The 17,010-nt window shown below is 54.9% G+C and carries 21 protein-coding genes and 1 riboswitch; all 21 genes read left to right on the forward strand.

The window, feature by feature from the left end:
• Positions 1–125: 125 nt before the first annotated feature.
• The 21 genes from HMPREF1992_RS06700 (at position 126) to HMPREF1992_RS06805 (ending at position 16,880) form a co-directional block, all read left to right on the forward strand.
• The gene (locus tag HMPREF1992_RS06700; RefSeq protein WP_021685114.1) at positions 126–803 is read left to right on the forward strand and encodes a metal-dependent hydrolase; all 678 of its coding nucleotides are present in this window, start codon (positions 126–128) and stop codon (positions 801–803) included.
• Positions 800–1,768 (forward strand): tRNA (adenosine(37)-N6)-dimethylallyltransferase MiaA, encoded by a 969-nt coding sequence (gene miaA / locus HMPREF1992_RS06705; RefSeq protein ID WP_021685115.1) that lies wholly within the window; start codon positions 800–802, stop codon positions 1,766–1,768. Before HMPREF1992_RS06700 ends, miaA begins: the two co-directional genes overlap by 4 nt.
• On the forward strand, positions 1,765–1,998 hold the full coding sequence (gene hfq, locus HMPREF1992_RS06710) for an RNA chaperone Hfq (protein WP_021685116.1): 234 nt from the start codon (positions 1,765–1,767) through the stop codon (positions 1,996–1,998). Before miaA ends, hfq begins: the two co-directional genes overlap by 4 nt.
• Before the next feature lie 63 nt (positions 1,999–2,061).
• On the forward strand, positions 2,062–2,514 hold the full coding sequence (locus tag HMPREF1992_RS06715; RefSeq protein ID WP_021685117.1) for a dUTP diphosphatase: 453 nt from the start codon (positions 2,062–2,064) through the stop codon (positions 2,512–2,514).
• A gap of 102 nt (positions 2,515–2,616) precedes the next feature.
• On the forward strand, positions 2,617–3,060 hold the full coding sequence (locus HMPREF1992_RS06720; RefSeq protein ID WP_021685118.1) for an Rrf2 family transcriptional regulator: 444 nt from the start codon (positions 2,617–2,619) through the stop codon (positions 3,058–3,060).
• The gene (locus HMPREF1992_RS06725) at positions 3,057–4,193 is read left to right on the forward strand and encodes a cysteine desulfurase family protein (RefSeq protein WP_021685119.1); all 1,137 of its coding nucleotides are present in this window, start codon (positions 3,057–3,059) and stop codon (positions 4,191–4,193) included. The genes HMPREF1992_RS06720 and HMPREF1992_RS06725 overlap by 4 nt, the downstream gene beginning before the upstream one ends.
• 105 nt (positions 4,194–4,298) lie before the next feature.
• Positions 4,299–5,234, forward strand: a complete 936-nt coding sequence (locus tag HMPREF1992_RS06730) for a RodZ domain-containing protein (RefSeq protein ID WP_021685120.1) — start codon at positions 4,299–4,301, stop codon at positions 5,232–5,234.
• Positions 5,235–5,262: 28 nt separating this feature from the next.
• Positions 5,263–5,727, forward strand: a complete 465-nt coding sequence (nrdR, locus tag HMPREF1992_RS06735; RefSeq protein WP_021685121.1) for a transcriptional regulator NrdR — start codon at positions 5,263–5,265, stop codon at positions 5,725–5,727.
• 21 nt (positions 5,728–5,748) lie between these two features.
• Positions 5,749–7,500 carry a radical SAM protein gene (locus HMPREF1992_RS06740; RefSeq protein ID WP_037358834.1) on the forward strand — a complete coding sequence of 584 codons (1,752 nt, stop codon included), beginning with the start codon at positions 5,749–5,751 and terminating at the stop codon, positions 7,498–7,500.
• Positions 7,497–8,312: a peptidoglycan editing factor PgeF gene (pgeF, locus tag HMPREF1992_RS06745; RefSeq protein ID WP_021685123.1), complete on the forward strand. Its 816-nt coding sequence runs from the start codon at positions 7,497–7,499 to the stop codon at positions 8,310–8,312. The genes HMPREF1992_RS06740 and pgeF overlap by 4 nt, the downstream gene beginning before the upstream one ends.
• Positions 8,309–9,028: a YggS family pyridoxal phosphate-dependent enzyme gene (locus HMPREF1992_RS06750; protein ID WP_021685124.1), complete on the forward strand. Its 720-nt coding sequence runs from the start codon at positions 8,309–8,311 to the stop codon at positions 9,026–9,028. The genes pgeF and HMPREF1992_RS06750 overlap by 4 nt, the downstream gene beginning before the upstream one ends.
• Positions 9,029–9,035: 7 nt before the next feature.
• On the forward strand, positions 9,036–9,548 hold the full coding sequence (locus tag HMPREF1992_RS06755) for a cell division protein SepF (RefSeq protein ID WP_021685125.1): 513 nt from the start codon (positions 9,036–9,038) through the stop codon (positions 9,546–9,548).
• Between the two features lie 6 nt (positions 9,549–9,554).
• Positions 9,555–10,367, forward strand: a complete 813-nt coding sequence (gene proC / locus HMPREF1992_RS06760) for a pyrroline-5-carboxylate reductase (RefSeq protein WP_021685126.1) — start codon at positions 9,555–9,557, stop codon at positions 10,365–10,367.
• Positions 10,367–11,161: an RNA-binding protein gene (locus HMPREF1992_RS06765; RefSeq protein ID WP_021685127.1), complete on the forward strand. Its 795-nt coding sequence runs from the start codon at positions 10,367–10,369 to the stop codon at positions 11,159–11,161. Before proC ends, HMPREF1992_RS06765 begins: the two co-directional genes overlap by 1 nt.
• 17 nt (positions 11,162–11,178) lie before the next feature.
• Positions 11,179–11,730 carry a DivIVA domain-containing protein gene (locus HMPREF1992_RS06770; protein WP_021685128.1) on the forward strand — a complete coding sequence of 184 codons (552 nt, stop codon included), beginning with the start codon at positions 11,179–11,181 and terminating at the stop codon, positions 11,728–11,730.
• 5 nt (positions 11,731–11,735) lie between these two features.
• Positions 11,736–12,194, forward strand: a complete 459-nt coding sequence (gene lspA, locus HMPREF1992_RS06775; RefSeq protein ID WP_021685129.1) for a signal peptidase II — start codon at positions 11,736–11,738, stop codon at positions 12,192–12,194.
• A complete protein-coding gene (locus tag HMPREF1992_RS06780) occupies positions 12,191–13,099 on the forward strand; it encodes an RluA family pseudouridine synthase (protein ID WP_021685130.1) in 909 nt (302 codons plus the stop codon). The genes lspA and HMPREF1992_RS06780 overlap by 4 nt, the downstream gene beginning before the upstream one ends.
• Before the next feature lie 12 nt (positions 13,100–13,111).
• Complete coding sequence (gene pyrR, locus HMPREF1992_RS06785) at positions 13,112–13,660, forward strand: bifunctional pyr operon transcriptional regulator/uracil phosphoribosyltransferase PyrR (RefSeq protein WP_021685131.1); 549 nt, start codon at positions 13,112–13,114, stop codon at positions 13,658–13,660.
• Between the two features lie 167 nt (positions 13,661–13,827).
• A complete protein-coding gene (sigH, locus tag HMPREF1992_RS06790) occupies positions 13,828–14,637 on the forward strand; it encodes an RNA polymerase sporulation sigma factor SigH (protein WP_021685132.1) in 810 nt (269 codons plus the stop codon).
• Positions 14,638–14,759: 122 nt separating this feature from the next.
• A complete protein-coding gene (locus HMPREF1992_RS06795; RefSeq protein ID WP_037358839.1) occupies positions 14,760–15,491 on the forward strand; it encodes a vWA domain-containing protein in 732 nt (243 codons plus the stop codon).
• Positions 15,492–15,544: 53 nt separating this feature from the next.
• Positions 15,545–15,733: riboswitch (cobalamin riboswitch) on the forward strand.
• Between the two features lie 115 nt (positions 15,734–15,848).
• Positions 15,849–16,880: a sirohydrochlorin cobaltochelatase gene (locus tag HMPREF1992_RS06805; protein ID WP_021685135.1), complete on the forward strand. Its 1,032-nt coding sequence runs from the start codon at positions 15,849–15,851 to the stop codon at positions 16,878–16,880.
• Positions 16,881–17,010: the final 130 nt, after the last annotated feature.

A 17,010-nucleotide genomic window follows, 5' to 3' on the forward strand; every position in this document is an offset into this window, starting at 1 on the left:
AGTTTGACTGCAAGCCGCTTCGTTCGGGGGGACCGCCTGAACGAAGCGGCTTTTCTATTGACATTGTTTGGACAAATCGTATAATAAAAACAACGAAGAATTGTGAAAACAGGGGAGTGGTCGCAATGGTAAAATTCAGTTACTACGGTCATGCGGCTTTTTTGCTTGATGACGGAACGCATAAGGTGCTTGTGGATCCGTTCCTGACGGGGAATCCGACGGCGAGCATCGCGGCGAACGAGGTGGACTGCGATTTCATCCTGCTTACGCACGCGCACGGGGATCACCTTGGCGATGCACCATCAATTGCGGCGCGCACGGGAGCGGCGATCGTCGCCATTCCAGAGGTCATCTCCGTCTGTGAGGGGCAGGCACTTGCAGAGATCAAATCCCATCCAATGAACATCGGCGGCTCGCTTGATCTGCCGTTTGGCAAGGTGCGCATGACATTCGCCCAACACAGCGCAGGCGTTGCCGGCGGGATTGCGTGCGGCTTCGTTGTTTACATCGGCGGCAAGGTCGTGTACTATTCAGGCGATACCGCACTTTTCAGCGATATGCAGCTGATCGGGCGCAAGGATGCGATTGACTATGCCGTGCTCCCCATTGGTGATAACTATACGATGGGTCTTGAGGATGCAGCGATGGCGGCGCAGTGGGTCAACGCGGGACATGTCATTCCCATCCATTACAATACATGGCCGGTCATCGCGCAGGAGGTCAGACACTATAAGGAGGTCACGGAGGCGATGACGCGTGCGAAAGTGAATGTTGTTGCGCCCGGCGAAACGATCGAGCTTTGACGGCACGTTTCAAAAGCCCCCTTCTCGTACTGCTTGGCCCAACAGCGGTCGGTAAGACCGCGCTGTCACTCCACCTTGCAGAGAGCCTTGGGACGGATATTATCTCAGGTGACTCGATGCTCGTCTATCTTGGTTTTGACATCGGCAGTGCAAAGCCGTCAGCAGAGGAGCGCGCACGTGTCCCGCATCATCTCATCGACATTCTTGATGCGGATGAAACATTCTCTGTGACGGAATTTGTTGGGCGTGCCTCTGCGTTGATCGCCCAACACGAAGCGAGGGGGAGAATCCCCTTCGTTGTTGGCGGGACAGGACTCTACATCAAGGCACTTGTCGAGGGGTATGACTTCAACGAAACGCGTGAGCATACGGCGTTTCGCCGTGCTCTGGAGGGCATTGCGCGCCGGCGCGGCAATGCACGCGTCCATTCCTTTCTGGCGCATCGTGATCCCGCTGCAGCAGAGCGCCTGCACGCCAATAATCTCAGGCGTGTGATCCGCGCACTCGAGGTTGTACGCTATGGAGATGAACAAATCTCACAGGAGAGTGCACTTGCGTGTGGTACAGCTCCCTACGATGCCTTTGTCATCGGACTCACACGGGGACGTGCCCATCTCTATGAACGCATCAATGCTCGGGTGGAAGCAATGTTTGCGGCGGGACTTACGGATGAGGTGGCGGCTCTTCTCGCATCTGGAATAGATCGCGATGCTCCTGCGATGAAGGGGATCGGCTACAAGGAGACCGTTGCTTATCTTGCTGGGAGGATGAGTAAGTCACAGGCGATCAATGCTATCCAGACGGCGACGCGTCACTTTGCGAAGCGTCAGCTGACCTGGTATCGGCGTATGCCCTACATCCACTGGTATGATGCGGATGCGCGAACGGAGACAGAACTCCTGCATGAGATCCTCGCGGATGTGCGTGCATGGCAGGAAGTAAGAGAAAGGGGCGCTCAGGCGTGACGGCAAAAATCATCAATCTGCAGGACAATTTTCTTAATCAGGTGCGTAAGGACGGTATCTCTGTGACAATCCATCTCGTGAATGGGTTCCAGATCAAGGGGACGGTACGAGGCTTTGACAATTTTGTTGTGCTCGTTGATACGATGGGGAAGCAGCAGATGATCTATAAGCACGCGATATCAACCATTACGCCCGGACAAACGGTGAAGGTTCTGGCCGATGAGTCCTGAGGGGCAAAGAAATAATGCTGCTGCACCGGTTCGGTGCAGTGTTTTTCTTTTTGAGGAGAACATATGAAGACACGCGGATTTGAGATCGTTTCCATGTATGAATCGACGGGAATTCATCTGCCGGAGCGCAAGACGGGGGCCAGCACGGGATATGATTTTGCGGCGGCGGAGTCTGTCGAGATTCAGGCGGGTGAGGGCTGTCTCGTTCCCACGGGGGTTAAGGCGTATATGCAGCCGGACGAGGTTCTGCTCATCTATATCCGTTCGAGTGCGGCACTCAAGAAGCATCTCATGCTCATGAACAGCGTTGGCGTCATTGATGCTGATTACTATGGAAATGCGGAGAATGAGGGCCATATATTTATCCCGCTTTATAATTATGGAACGGAAGCTGTCCATATTGCGGCAGGCGAGCGAATTGCACAGGGCATTTTTACCCACTATCTGACCGTGGACGGCGATACGGCGGGACATGGAGGAGCACGTTCGGGCGGATTCGGATCGACGGGCTCATGATGCATGCCATTTTTGACAGGAAAACGAAACTCATTTATAATGACCTGAAATAGACTGATTTTTATTGGGATTGATGGGGAATCCATCCATCCGGGAGATGATATGAAACTTTCAACGAAGGGGCGCTACAGTGTGACGGCGCTCTATGAACTTGCCCTGCACTATGGTGAGGGGGTTGTTCCTCTCAAGACAATTGCAAAGACGCAGGGAATCTCAGAGAACTATCTCGAGCAGCTGATGGCGCCGCTTCGGCGTGCAGGACTTGTAGAGAGCGTACGCGGGGCACAGGGCGGCTATACACTTGCACGCGCGCCCGAAGATGTTACCATTGGGCGGATTATCACGGCCGTTGAAGGACCGATTGCCCTCGTGGACTGCGTGCTCGCGAGTGCGGAGGCAGACGATCAGAGCTGCGTACGTGCGGGCAGCTGCGTCACACGTCAGATCTGGGTAGAGGTCTGCGACAGCATGAACGCTGTCCTAAATAATATTTCACTTGCTGATCTTGTGCAGCGCAATCGACATCGCATTGGGTGCAATCAGTGAAGCGTATCTATTTCGACTATGCCGCAACAAGTCCTCTTGATGCGCGTGTCCTTGCTGCGATGCAGCCGTATTTGACAGAGGCCTATGGAAATCCATCGAGCCTCCATCACTTCGGTCAGACGGCGCGGCGTGCCGTTATGTGCGCGCGTGAGCAGGCGGCAGCCTTGATTGGAGCTGCACCCGACGAGCTTTTTTTTACAAGTGGTGGAACGGAGAGCGATAACTGGGCGTTGTGCGGAATTGCCGCGGAACGCAGGGCGGCGGGCTGCGGCGCGCACATCGTGATTTCGGCGATCGAGCATGCCGCCGTGCGTGAGACGTGTCGCTATCTGGAGACGCTTGGCTTCTCCATCACTTCAGTTCCTGTTGACTATGAGGGGATGGTTGATCCCGATGACATCGAGGCGGCACTCGGTACCGATACGGCGCTTGTCAGCGTCATGACGGCGAACAATGAGGTCGGAACCATCCAGCCGATTGCGGAGATCGGTGCGCGTCTGCACGCACGCGGCATTCCGTTTCATACGGATGCGGTGCAGGCGGCTGGACATATTCCACTCGATGTGAATGCACTGCAGGTGGATGCTCTTTCCTTTTCTGCGCATAAATTCTGCGGGCCTAAGGGCATTGGTGCTCTCTATCTGCGGCGCGGGACAAAGTGTGCACCGCTGCTTCACGGCGGAGCACAGGAGCGTGATTACCGGGCGGGTACGGAGAATGTCGCGGCGATTGTCGGATGCGGTCGTGCGGCGGAGATTGCGCTGGCGGAGATGGATGCGGAGGAACGGCGCATTCGGTCGGAAGCCGACTTTCTTCGAAGCCGACTCAGCGCTATTGATGGGATTGTATTTCATGGTGCGCAAAAACATTGTCTTGCCGGGATCTTGAATTTTGGCACACAGGCCCTCGCACAGGATAGCTTGCTCATTCGTCTTGATCTCATGGGCTTTGCAGTATCTGCTGGAAGTGCCTGCAGTGCGGGCGCCGCACACCCCTCCCACGTCCTGTGCGCAATGCATCTCTCAGAGGAAGAGGCGCGCAGGGCGATCCGTGTTAGTATTGGGCGCTTTACCGAGCATGCGGACGTGGAGGAGTTTGCCGATACGATGACACAGATCGCATCGGAACGCTGAAAATCCGGCAGACCTTATTTTATCTGTGATTCCTTGTCTTTGTAAGATAGTTCATGTATAATCAATTTATATACCGTAAGTGACAAAAGTCAGGGAGGGAGTCTCATGGTAGGGGACATCTTGCGAAGAGAGCGCGAGAAACAAGGGCTGACAATTGCCGATATCGAGCAAGGGACGAGTATTCGTAGGCTTTATATCGAGCATATTGAGCGAGGCAACATTGATGAATTGCCTGGAATGGTCTATGCGAAGGGTTTCGTACGCAACTATGCAAAGTTCCTGCACATGGATGCGGAGATGCTCGTGCAGCAGTTTGCAGAGGAGAATGGAGCAGCACCTGTACCGGTTTCTCCGGAGCCAGAGAGCAGCGCACGGCGCATTTCTCTGAGCAATGTGGGCGATGAGTCTCTCTCTCAGATCTCTATAGGAGGCACGAGTGCATCCTATGCTGGGATATTTGCAAAGCTCGCGATCGGGATCGTCGTTTTGGCCGCACTCGTGGGCGGAGGCGCGGCCGTCATCTCGGCGATCAATTCTCCTGCGAAGGAAACAGCGCAGGTTCCGGCAGTCAAGACGGAGCAGGCAGGACCCTCTAAGGCGTCTGCTGAGGCTGATGCGACCGATGCAGCGCGTGCAGAGGCAACGTCAGACGGGGTGCGTGTGAGCGTGACTCTTTCAGAGCGCTGCTGGACGGAAGTAAGCATCGACGGAAAGAATGTTTTTGAGGGGATCATCGAAAAGGGGAAAACAGAGAACTGGCAGGGCAAGGACTCTGTTGTTATTCGCGCGGGCAATGCGGGAGCCCTGGATGTATCGCTGAACGGGAGAAAACTCGGCAAATTCGGAGATTACGGAGAAGTGGTCGAGCGCCGCTTCACAAAGACGTCAAAGGACTTGAAGGATACCCTGCCCCCTGCACGTACGCAGGAATCCGTATCGGCTAAGGACCAGCAGCCCTCCGGGCGCGCGGAGCGCAGTGCCGCAAACGGGGGAAATGCGCGGGATACGAGGAGCACGGCAGGCGCAAAGAATACGCAGTGAGAACGGCAATGAGGAAGGATGAAGTACGATGAAATGTCCTTTTTGCAAGCAGCCGGACAGCCGGGTGATCGATTCAAGAGCAGCCGATGATGGGACGACGATCCGACGCCGCCGTGAATGTGGTGAATGTGGGCGGCGCTTTACGACCTATGAGGTAGTGGAGAAGCTGCCGCTCATGGTCGTCAAGCGGGATAATCGCCGTGAGCCGTTCAGCCGGGATAAGCTGCTGACGGGGATTATTCGTTCCTGTGATAAGCGCGACATCTCGATGGAGCAAATCACGAACTTTGTCGCGGAGATCGAGCGCGATATCCGCAACCGTACGGAGCCTGAGGTGCCGTCTGAGAAGATCGGCGAGATCGTCATGGAGCGGTTGAAGGACTTCGACGAGGTCGCCTATATTCGCTTTGCTTCCGTCTATCGAAAATTTGATGACATTACAAATTTCATCGAGGAGCTGGAAACCCTGCGCGCGCATCGGGGGAAGGAGTAACGAGAACGAAAGAGGCAGGATTTGGATCACCGTCTGAAGAGCAGTTTACAGGATCGGTTTGCACAGGAGCGTGGGTCTTACCGCTATCCAGCAGGAGGACGAACGCGCTTTGCGCTCGTCTATCCAAATACCTACTTCGTGGGTATGTCGAACCTTGGACTGCACATTATCTACGATCTTCTCAACAAGCGTGTGGATACTGCATGTGAGCGGTTCTTCCTGCCCGACCGTACAGAACTTCCTCGCTATGAACGCACGCAGACGCCGATGATGAGCGTGGAGACGCAGACGCCTCTTGCGGACTTCGCTCTCATCGGCTTTGCCGTTTCCTTCGAGATGGATTACTTCAACATCATCAAGATGCTGGAACTCAGCCATGTTCGACCTCTTGCGGCAGAACGTACGGGACGTGATCCCCTTGTGATTACAGGAGGGCCATGTGCGACATTCAACCCGGAACCCCTTGCAGAGATTGCCGATGCCTTTGTGATCGGCGAGGGCGAGGTGATTATGCCGGCCTTGATGGATGCGTATCATGAGGGACTTCGCCAGGGGCTTGATCGGACGGCACTTCTGCACCATTTGGCCCTCGTTCCGGGGGTCTATGTTCCTGCTCTTTACACTCCGGTCTATGATGCGGACGGACGGTTAACGGCACTTCGCTCAACAGATGATGCGCCCTCCAAGATCGCACGACAGTGGGTGGAGAATCTGGATGCATATCCAGCACATACGGTCGTTGTCACGGAGGATACGGAGTTCAACTTCTATCTCATCGAGACGGCGCGCGGCTGTGGCCGTCATTGTCGCTTCTGTATGGCGGGGTATTGCTTTCGCCGCCCGCGCAATCGCTCTCTCGCAGTCATTGAGGAGCAGGTGCGCGCAGCACTCCCCTACGGCAAGAAAATTGGCCTCATGGGTGCAGCGATCTCGGACTATCCGGAGATCGATGCTCTTTGCCGCTCTATTCTCGGAGAGGGGCTGTCCATGTCCGTTGCGTCGTTTCGTGCAGATTCGGTGACGCAGGAGCTGGTTGAATCCCTTGCAGCTAGTGGGCTGAAGACGCTGACGCTCGCCCCTGAGGCCGGGAGCGCACGCATGCGTGCCGTCATCAACAAGGGGATCGAGGAGCATCACCTCTTCACGGCGATCGATCTCGGGGCAGCGGCACACATTCCAAATTTCAAACTGTATATCATGGTCGGCCTCCCCTTCGAGGAAGATGACGATATTGCGTCGATCATTGATCTTGCGGAGCGCCTTCGCAGATATATGGACGAGAGGGGCTGCCGCGGAACGCTGACACTCAGCATCAATCCCTTTGTTCCAAAGCCGTTCACTCCGTTTCAGTGGATGCCGATGGCGGACAAGAAGCGTCTCGATGCGGTGATGAAGAGAATCACACAGGCACTGCGCCGTCAAAAAAAGATTGTCGTCCACTTCGAGTCGCCGAAGGAGGCGCTCGTCCAGGCCATTCTCGCACGAGGCGATCGCCGTCTTGCTGCACCGCTCATACGGGCGTCAGAGGGACGTGGGGCAAAGGATCTAGTGCCGGAGATGCAGGAGGCGGGGCTGTCCCCGGACGACTACCTGACGCGGTCATGGACAGCGGACGAACTGCTCCCCTGGGAACACCTGGACATGGGGTTTACAAAGGGGTATCTGCGGCAGGAATACGTGCGCGCGGAGGCTCTGAAAGCAACGCCGAGCTGCTTCGATGGATGTACGCGCTGTGGTGTCTGTGCGCCCGACAAAGAAAGGACGATCGTATGAGTTTCGTATTGAAGCATCTGCGGGACAACCTATGGAGTGGTTCGCTCGATATCTTTCCAGAGGATCGCCTCATACACGGATTTTCTGCGCGTCAGGGAGGCGTAAGCCCTGTGCCGTTCGATACACTCAATATGGCGCTCCATGTTGGCGACGAACCAAGCAATGTGTGGGAGAATCGGCGGCGGTACTTTGCGGCTCTGGGGCTTGATGCGGAGCGAATCTGTACGATCCGCCAGATACATGGCACAGAGATCGTGCGCGCCTTTCGGAGAGATGCGGGGCGAGGCGCACATGACTATGCCGATGCCCTTGCCGATGCGGATGCCGTCATCACGAACGACAGCGGTGTTGCACTCATGCTTTGCTATGCGGACTGCGTTCCTGTTCTCCTCTACGATCCCGTACACAATGCGGCGGGCATTGTCCATGCAGGATGGAAGGGATCGCTGGAGCGGATTGCAGTAAAGACACTGGCGCGTATGGGCGAGGAGTTCGGCACAGTGGCCTCCGATGTGCTTGCAGGGATTGGTCCCTCTATTGGGGCAGGGTGTTATACGGTCGGACGTGAGGTGGCAGACCGATTTCACGCTGCATTTCCGAGGTATGCAGAGAAAATTGTCCAGGATCAGGACGGCGAGATCCACCTGGATCTCTGGACGGCAAACACGATGCAGCTCATTGAGGCAGGACTCACAGAGCGCAATATTGATCAGGCGGGCATATGTACCTCCTGTGACCGAAATTTCTTTTACTCCTATCGTGCCGCAGACGGCAGGACAGGACGGCTTGCGGCGGTGATGGAACTAAGATGAGTGAAGATATGACGATCGAAGCGCGTCTTCAGCAGGTATACCATACGATTGCGGCAGCACGTGCCCGACGTACCCACGTGCCGAAGGAGGCACCAGTCGAGCTGATTGCGGTGACGAAGAATCATTCTGTAGAGGAAATGCAGACGGCAATCGACAAAGGTGTCATGAACATTGGAGAGAATCGTGTGCAGGAGGCGCTAGAGAAGGCGGAAACACTGGAGCGTGAGGTCAAATGGCATCTCATTGGACATCTGCAGACGAATAAGGTGAAGCACGCCGTGCGGCAGTTTGATCTGATTCATTCCGTAGATTCGATACGCCTGGCAGAGGAGATCGATAAGGCGGCAGCGAAATTTGGCAAGGTGCAGAATATCCTGGTGCAGATCAATCTGGCGCGCGAGGCAAGCAAGTCGGGGATTGATTATACGGAGCTCGATGATCTTCTGGCGGCAATTGATGGACTGCGTTCTGTCCGTTTGCAGGGTTTTATGTGCATGGCGCCGAATTATGATGATGTGGAGGAGTGCAGGCCGCTCTTCCGCACGATGTATGAAATCTTTCAGCAGGTCAAGGCGGCGGAACCGCGCACGGCGGACATCCGTTATCTTTCGATGGGGATGACGCATGACTATGAGATTGCGGTTGAGGAGGGCGCGAATCTGGTTCGCGTTGGCACAGCCATTTTTGGTGCACGTCAATATGCCCTAGGAGTGTGAGGGATCAGTGAGTATCTTTAAGAAAATATCAACGAAGTTCATTGGTGTTACGCCGGATGATGAGATGGAGGAGAGCGAGGTCCACGAAGAGGAGAAGAAAAGCTCTCCTGTGACAGGGATTGGCTCGCGTGCTGGTCGTCGCTCGGAGACTGGAACAAACGTCTCCTCCTTTCCAGATTTTTCTGTGTCCACAGGTGGAACGGGCAATGCGGTGATCGATAATGTCGTAGCCGCATATCGTATGAATGTCGTGGTCATTGAGCCGCAAACATTTGATGATGCTCAGCAGGTGGCCGTTAATCTCCAAAAAAAGAAACCCGTGGTGCTGAACTTTGAAAAGACAGAGAAGAGCGTAGCAAGCCGCATCATAGACTTTATCAGCGGAACAACGTATGCGCTCAATGGCGATATCAAGAAGATCAGCAACAATGTGTTTCTCTGCGCACCAAACAACGTCAATGTGAGCTACTCTGAGGAGGAGCACCGTCTTGGCGACGATATGTCTTTTCTGAACAGGTAGCGGCCGATGTGTGACGAGATTCGGATCGGAATCATCGGAGGCGGCGCGATGGCGGAAGCTCTGATCGCAGGCATGCTCAAAGAGAGGGCAGTGCTGCCGACGCATATTTGCGTATCTGAGCACAAGGCTGTGCGCTGTGATGAGCTCACGCACAAATACGGCATACAGGCGCAGGTAGGGGCAGAAGTCTTTCTGCCCCATATTGACGTGCTTATTCTGGCAGTAAAGCCAGCAGCAGCTGCGGCAGCAATGCAGGAGAGCGCGCCTCTCCTCAAGGAGGGCGCCCTTGTCCTCTCTATTGTAGCGGGACTTCCTATCCAAGCGATTGAGGCAGTTTATCCGGAGCACCCTGTTGTTCGTGCAATGCCGAACACGCCGCTTGCCGTCGGTGCTGGGATGAGTGCCTATGCGTGTGGTACCTGTGCGGGCGCGTTGGAGTGTACGCGCACAGAGCTGCTGCTCGGAGTCGCCGGACGGACGGTTCAGGTGCAGGAGAGCGATCTCGATGCCGTGACAGGACTATCGGGCAGTGGCCCTGCCTATGTGTTTCTGATGATGGAAGCTCTGATTGAGGGCGGTGTTGCTGCAGGGCTGAAACGGGAGACTGCGACCGAACTCGCGGCGCAGACCATGCTTGGTGCGGCACAAATGGTGACCTCAGGGGAGCGCTCTCCTGCAGAGCTCCGCGCTGCGGTGACGAGTCCTGCCGGAACGACTGCAGCGGGACTGCGTGTCCTCGAGCGTGCGGGTGTACGCTCGGCTCTGATGGAGGCTGTCCTTGCGGCGGCCGAGCGTTCAAGAGAGTTGGGGAGTAAATAATGGCAGAGCAGCAGAAGGAGCGGATTCTCCGCTTTTATCGTGGCAGCGAGGGGGAGGAGACGGCGATTCGTCTCATCGATCTTGCGGAGGCAGTAGTGAAGACGGCCAAATTTCGGCTCAGCCCCTTCCTGGATCCCTACGGACAGGAAATTGCGGAGACCATTTGTGCCAGCTATGACGGACTGCAGCTTGACTTTGACGGCGGATATCCTGGTGCGGAGCGTCAGCGTGCCATGCTGCGGCACAGAGATTTTGCGGGGCGGCCGGATGGCTTTGCGATTGCCTGTGTGGAAGCTGCTTGGAATGGTCAATTTGCCCGCCTGACACATCGTGATGTGCTCGGTGCCGTCATGGGGCTTGGCATTGAACGCGAGCTGATCGGAGATATCCTGCCGATAGCGGACACGGCAAAGATTCTCTGTGATACGAAGATTGCTGACTTCATCATCCAGAATTTGACGATGATCGGCGCGGTCGGCGTTAAGGTGCAGCTCGGTGATGCGTCAGAGATTGCACCGCGTGAAGAACGAATGAAAGAGATCCGTGCAACAGTGGCCTCACTGCGGCTTGACGCTATTGTTGCGGCAGGTTTTGGAATCTCACGCAGCCGTGCGGCAGACGATATTGCAGCGGACAAGGTGAAACTCAACTGGCAGAGTACGGCCAGCCCATCCAAGACAATCAAGGAGGGCGATGTCCTCTCTATGCGTGGACGTGGGCGTGCCATCGTGACTGAGGTGCGCGGACAGACGAAGAAGGGACGCACGGTCGTCGTGTTAAACCGATTTTTTTGAGGAAAGGCGGGAGCAGAATGCTGACACCGATGGATATACATGCGAAGGAATTTGGCAGAAGCTTTCGCGGATTCGATGAGACCGAGGTCAACGATTTCCTCAATGAAATCATGAAGGCATATGCCGCGGTGCTCGATGAGAATGAACAGCTGCGTGCGGAGCTGGCACGGGAACAGGCTGCGAGTGACGAGTTTCGGCGCATCGAACAGAGTATGCGGGAGACACTGATCGTCGCGCAGAAAACAGCAGAGGAAGTCACGGCAAATGCCAAGAGAAACGCAGACCAGATGCTCGAGACCGCGGCGAAGGAGGCACAGAATCTCAAACGTGAGGCGACGCTGCAGGCAAAGGCGCAGGTGGATGATGCGGCGGACAGAGTGCGCGGCATTGTAGCGGAGTACGAGCGCCTGGTGCGGGAAAAGCACCAATTCCTGCGCCGCATGAAGGGAAACGTACAGGCAGAACTCGCACTCATTGAGGATGCGATTGCACAGATGCCCGATATGGCCGTTGAAAAGAACGCGAGCCGCACCAAGGACAATGTGAAACAGGGCGAGGAGGATATTTGAGAGCGATGAGCGGATGTGTGAAAGCCGCATTTTCCTTTCTTGGCATCGTACTAATCGATCAGCTGGTAAAATACTATGTGGAGATGACGATGCTGCCGGGGGAGAGCATCCCTGTTGCGTCGCCTTTTTTCCATATTACATTTGTGCTCAACCCTGGAGCAGCATTCGGTATCTTTCGTGATCAGCAGTGGCTGTTTCTTGTCACGGCGGTATTCTTTGTCGTGGGATTTCTTGCGTCCTATGCACGACTGCGGCGTAGCGGATGTCTCATCCACTATGGCAGCGTCGCACTTGCAGCCGGAGCCGTGAGCAATCTGATCGACCGCATACGGATCGGACACGTGGTGGATTTCTTCGACTTTCGCGTGTGGCCGGTGTTCAATGTGGCGGATATTGCGATTGTCCTCGGGGCGGCAGCCGTTCTCTGGGCGCTCTTCATACAGAAAAAGGAGCTTCTCTCATGAGTGAGACATATATCTCCGACCGTGTGGGCGAGCGCTTGGATCTCTTTCTCGTGCGTCATATCCCTGACATCTCGCGCAGCTATGCGCAGCGCCTCATCGAGGAGGGGCAGGTCACCGTGAACGATATGCCCCGCAAGGCGAACTATAAGCTGCGTGTGGGGGAGCAGGTCGCGTGTACGATGCCATCGGCGGAAGAGGTCTCGATTGTGGCGGAGGACATCCCGCTCGATATTCTCTATGAGGATGCGGATATCATCGTCGTCAACAAACGGCGCGGCATGGTGGTTCATCCTGCTGCGGGTGTCATGACGGGGACGCTGGTCAATGCGCTGCTCTATCACTGCAGGGATCTCTCGGGGATCAATGGAGTCCTGCGCCCTGGCATTGTCCATCGCCTCGACAAGGATACCTCGGGCGTCATGGTCGCGGCGAAAAATGATATGGCGCATCACGTCCTCGCCCAGCAGATACGCGTCAAGGAGGCGCGCCGTGAATACCGCGCCATTGTGCACGGAAATATTGTGCCGCGTGCGGGCGTCATTACAGGCGATATTGGGCGTCATCCGACAGATCGCAAGAAGATGGCGATTGTGCGGGAGAATGGAAAGCCTGCGACCACGCATTTTGAGGTACTGGAGCGCTTTGGCGATTATACTTTTGTTGCCTGTCGTCTTGAGACGGGGCGCACACATCAGATTCGTGTTCATATGACGAGTATTGGACACCCCCTCGTTGGCGATATGAAGTATACAGGGAAGAAGAACCCCTTTGCGATTGGGGGGCAGGCACTGCACTCGCTGACACTCAGCCTCACGCATCCGCGCACGGGAGGCGAGATGATCTTTACAGCCCCCCTGCCCGCAGATATGGAGGAAATATTGTGCAGCCTGCGGCATATGAGCTAAGGAGATGACGGTATGACAGAGTTTCGTGAAAAGGCAGTCCTCATGGACAGTGACGCCATTCGGCGCGCACTGATGCGCATTGCGCACGAGATTGTCGAAAAGAATAAGGGCACGGAGAATCTCGTGCTCGTCGGAATCCGCACGCGCGGCGTCCCCATCGCTGCGCGGATCGCGGAGGAGATTGCGCGGATCGAGCAGCGTGAGCTGCCGCGCGGCGTGCTTGACATCACCCTCTACCGCGACGATCTCAATGAACTGTCGTATCAGCCCATTGTGCATCCGACTGAGATGCCGGTGGATATCTCCGGCAAGACGATTGTACTTGTGGACGATGTACTCTATACAGGGCGCACGATACGTGCAGCCATGAATGCTCTTCTCGATATTGGGCGCCCCCGAATGATCCAGCTGGCTGTGCTCATCGATCGCGGGCACAGAGAATTGCCTATCCGGGCCGATTACGTTGGCAAGAATGTCCCGACAGCGGCGCTTGAGGATGTTTCTGTCCTCTTGCATGATGTCGATGCAGAAGAGAAGGTTATCATTCGAGAACGTATCTAAAATACGGCAAAATGGAGAGTCACGGCATGTGCTGTGACTCTCTTTTGTCTCTTGACGGAGGTTTTAAGATCGAGGTATAATATAAAAGTAACTAGGACGATTGTAGGGGAACTGCCTTTACATTGCATGCCTTGAGGAGAATCCTTTGAAAGTGACGGAGCGATCGTATGATTTTTTACGGCGATAAGCAAAAGTCCATGTTGGATGAGGAACAGGCGGTACCAGATGAACTCGAGACGGGAGACCTCGACGCAGAAGAAGAGGAACTGGATGAGTCGTCGATAGAGAGCAGTGCCTATGATGGGTACAGCGATGAGGAACTGCTTGTACATATCCGCTCCTGCCAGGGGGACGAGGCACTGGACTATCTCATCAACAAGTACCGTAATTTTGTGCGCTCTAAAGCACGCTCCTATTTTCTCATCGGTGCCGATCGCGAGGATATCGTACAGGAAGGCATGATCGGATTCTTCAAGGCGATCCGTGACTTTCGTGAGGACAAGCTGTCATCGTTCCGCGCCTTTGCTGAGCTCTGCGTGACGCGTCAGATCATCACGGCGATTAAGACGGCCACGCGGCAGAAGCACATTCCTCTAAACTCTTACGTATCACTCAACAAGCCGATCTATGATGAGGACTCCGATCGAACGCTGCTTGATGTGCTCTCGGGTGCACGAATCAGTGATCCGGAGGAGCTTGTGATCAGCCGAGAAGAATTCGTTGACATTGAGCAGAAAATGGAGGAGATCCTCAGCGATCTTGAGTGGCGTGTACTCATGAGCTATCTCGATGGGAAATCTTATCAGGAAATCGCCGTCGATTTGCACCGTCAGGTAAAATCGATCGACAATGCCCTGCAGCGTGTGAAGCGCAAGCTGGAAAAATACATGGAGTCACGTGGGGATGACTTGGATATCAGTACGGTCTACCGTGGTCTTACGACGATCAACCGCGGCGCACATACACCGGAGGAATAGGGGGACTCTATTTTTAGGTACTCCTTATATTTGCAATCAGAAAATAAGTAGAAATACCTTTTTGAACCTGATATGATATTTACTAGGTGGTTGACTTATTGATCTGCAAAGGAGGCTTTATCATGTGGAATAGAATCCGATGTGCACTGCTCGTCTGTCTCATGTGCGTAACGGCTGCGAGCGCTGCTGCGGCACCGGCCGAGAATGCACGAAAGTCGATGGAGAGACCGGAACGCATTGAACTTGTGCTTGTTCTCGATAAGAGCGGATCCATGCAGGGGTTGGAGTCCGATACGATTGGCGGATTCAACTCAATGATTGAGAAGCAGAAAGCCCTCGATGTTCCTGTGCGTGTGACGGCCGTCCTCTTTAACGATAAGATGGATATACTCTACATGAGCCGGAACATCCGCGAGGTGAAGCCCTTGACGGGGAAAGAATATGAGGTCGGCGGCACGACTGCCCTGCTTGATGCTGTGGGCAGTACGATCCTGAAGGCTGAGAAAGAGCCTGCCGTTAAGGACAAGGGAACGAAGGTGATCTTTGTCATCATTACGGACGGTATGGAAAATGCGAGCATGGAGTTCACGAAGCTGAAGGTAAAGCAGATGATCTCGGACAAACAAGAGAAGGATGGCTGGGACTTCATCTATCTTGGGGCGAATATTGATGCGGCTCAGGAAGCAGGCGCCATTGGTGTGAAGAAGGCAAATGCCGTGACCTATCGGAATACAGAATCTGGTGTGCGTGCGAACTACGATGCGGTTTCTGCCTATGTCGAAGAAGCTGCGGAGATGGGGGCCGTTTCCTCAAGTAAATGGCGCTCGCATGTAGAAGAAGATCGTGCGAAATAAGCAGGAAAAACGATTGACAATCTGTGTCTAACGATGTATTCTATGTATATTAACTGAATTAAATGGAAACAGGTGCATGCGTAAATGCGCATGCTTAATAGAGAAGCCGGATGAGCCGGCACGGTCCCGCCACTGTAAGGGGAGCAAACCTGCATTGTGTCACTGGGAGGGAGATCCTCTTGGGAAGGCGCAGGGGCGCGATGAACCGAGTCAGGAGAACTGCCTGTTTGAGCATCCACCGCGTGCCGAGGGCACAGACCTGCGAGTGACAGGAAGGGGATTCATGACCGATGCGGATCATGGGCTTTCTTGCTCTTGCAGGAAAGCCTTTATTTATATCTTTTGGGAGGAATTCGGATGAAGAATTGGAAGAAAATGCTGGTTGCTTCGCTTGCGTGCTCGGCGGTTCTGGGACTTTCGTACAGCCCGGCAGAAGCTGCATATGAGCTGAACCCCGAGGTGAAGACAGCAACACCGGCACTCATGGAGGCATCGGAGATCGGTGTGCTGAAGTATGAGAATCCGCAGATGCGGAACTATACGAACAAGGATGCCATCGTTGTGACGAGCTTCGGTACGACGTTTAAGGAGACGCGTGAGAAGACGATTGAGGCAACGGTGGATGCGATCAAGGCAGCACATCCTGGCGTGAAGGTTGTGACGGCGTTTACCTCCCACATCATCATCGACCGCATCGCAAAGAAAGAGGGAGTGAAGTACCCAACCCCCGAGGAGGCGCTTGCGCAGCTTAAGGCGGACGGCTACTCACGTGTGGCGCTCGTCTCGCTCGACGTTATCCCGGGTATGGAATATGCCTATGTCAGAGGGGTATTCCACGGCTACAAGGATCAGTTCAAGACGATGACCTGCGGCACTTCCCTCATGTACTGGCAGGGACAGGAGGAGCAGCCGGATGATATCATCGAGTTCATTCAGGCATTCGCCAGCCAGTTCCCCCAGCAGAAGAAGGACGATGCCATTCTCATCATGGCACATGGCACGCCGCATATCTCGAATGCGTACTATGCTGTGATTCAGGCGAAGCTCGATGCGCTCGGCTACAAGAACGTCTATGTCTATACGGTCGAGGGCTGGCCGAGCCTTGAGGATGTCATCCCGAAGCTCAAGGCGAACAAGATCAAGCATGTGACGCTTGTTCCGATGATGATGGTTGCGGGCGATCATGCGACCAACGATATGGCGGGCGATGATCCGGATTCGCACAAGAACATTCTCATGGGCGAGGGCTACAAGGTGGATGCCTATCTCCATGGAATTGGCGAGAACAAGATGGTCCGCGATATGTATGTGGAGCGTGCCCACGACGCATGGGCTGCGCTGCAGGGCGATAAGGGCGCGGACGCAGATCATATCAAAATGATGAAGTAAGGCGCATATATCCGCCCTTTGTATGATGAGGGGGCTGTCGCAGGAGTGTTTGCTTCTGCGGCAGCCCCTTTTCTTTGCGGAGATACCCTGCTATAATATGTGCAGAAGCGAAGGGATCCGCACATGAAGG

Origin of the sequence: Selenomonas sp. oral taxon 892 str. F0426, from assembly GCF_000468035.1 — a bacterium.
Taxonomy (GTDB): Bacteria; Bacillota; Negativicutes; order Selenomonadales; family Selenomonadaceae; genus Centipeda.

Coding starts and splice junctions, on each gene's coding strand:
- HMPREF1992_RS06750 (WP_021685124.1), top strand. CDS start 8,309: ATGAGTGAAGATATGACGATCGAAGCGCGTCTTCAGCAGGTATACCAT.
- HMPREF1992_RS06780 (WP_021685130.1), top strand. CDS start 12,191: ATGAGTGAGACATATATCTCCGACCGTGTGGGCGAGCGCTTGGATCTC.
- HMPREF1992_RS06765 (WP_021685127.1), top strand. CDS start 10,367: ATGGCAGAGCAGCAGAAGGAGCGGATTCTCCGCTTTTATCGTGGCAGC.
- nrdR (WP_021685121.1), top strand. CDS start 5,263: ATGAAATGTCCTTTTTGCAAGCAGCCGGACAGCCGGGTGATCGATTCA.
- HMPREF1992_RS06770 (WP_021685128.1), top strand. CDS start 11,179: ATGCTGACACCGATGGATATACATGCGAAGGAATTTGGCAGAAGCTTT.
- HMPREF1992_RS06795 (WP_037358839.1), top strand. CDS start 14,760: ATGTGGAATAGAATCCGATGTGCACTGCTCGTCTGTCTCATGTGCGTA.
- proC (WP_021685126.1), top strand. CDS start 9,555: ATGTGTGACGAGATTCGGATCGGAATCATCGGAGGCGGCGCGATGGCG.
- HMPREF1992_RS06805 (WP_021685135.1), top strand. CDS start 15,849: ATGAAGAATTGGAAGAAAATGCTGGTTGCTTCGCTTGCGTGCTCGGCG.
- lspA (WP_021685129.1), top strand. CDS start 11,736: ATGAGCGGATGTGTGAAAGCCGCATTTTCCTTTCTTGGCATCGTACTA.
- sigH (WP_021685132.1), top strand. CDS start 13,828: ATGATTTTTTACGGCGATAAGCAAAAGTCCATGTTGGATGAGGAACAG.
- HMPREF1992_RS06700 (WP_021685114.1), top strand. CDS start 126: ATGGTAAAATTCAGTTACTACGGTCATGCGGCTTTTTTGCTTGATGAC.
- pgeF (WP_021685123.1), top strand. CDS start 7,497: ATGAGTTTCGTATTGAAGCATCTGCGGGACAACCTATGGAGTGGTTCG.
- HMPREF1992_RS06730 (WP_021685120.1), top strand. CDS start 4,299: ATGGTAGGGGACATCTTGCGAAGAGAGCGCGAGAAACAAGGGCTGACA.
- HMPREF1992_RS06715 (WP_021685117.1), top strand. CDS start 2,062: ATGAAGACACGCGGATTTGAGATCGTTTCCATGTATGAATCGACGGGA.
- pyrR (WP_021685131.1), top strand. CDS start 13,112: ATGACAGAGTTTCGTGAAAAGGCAGTCCTCATGGACAGTGACGCCATT.
- HMPREF1992_RS06720 (WP_021685118.1), top strand. CDS start 2,617: ATGAAACTTTCAACGAAGGGGCGCTACAGTGTGACGGCGCTCTATGAA.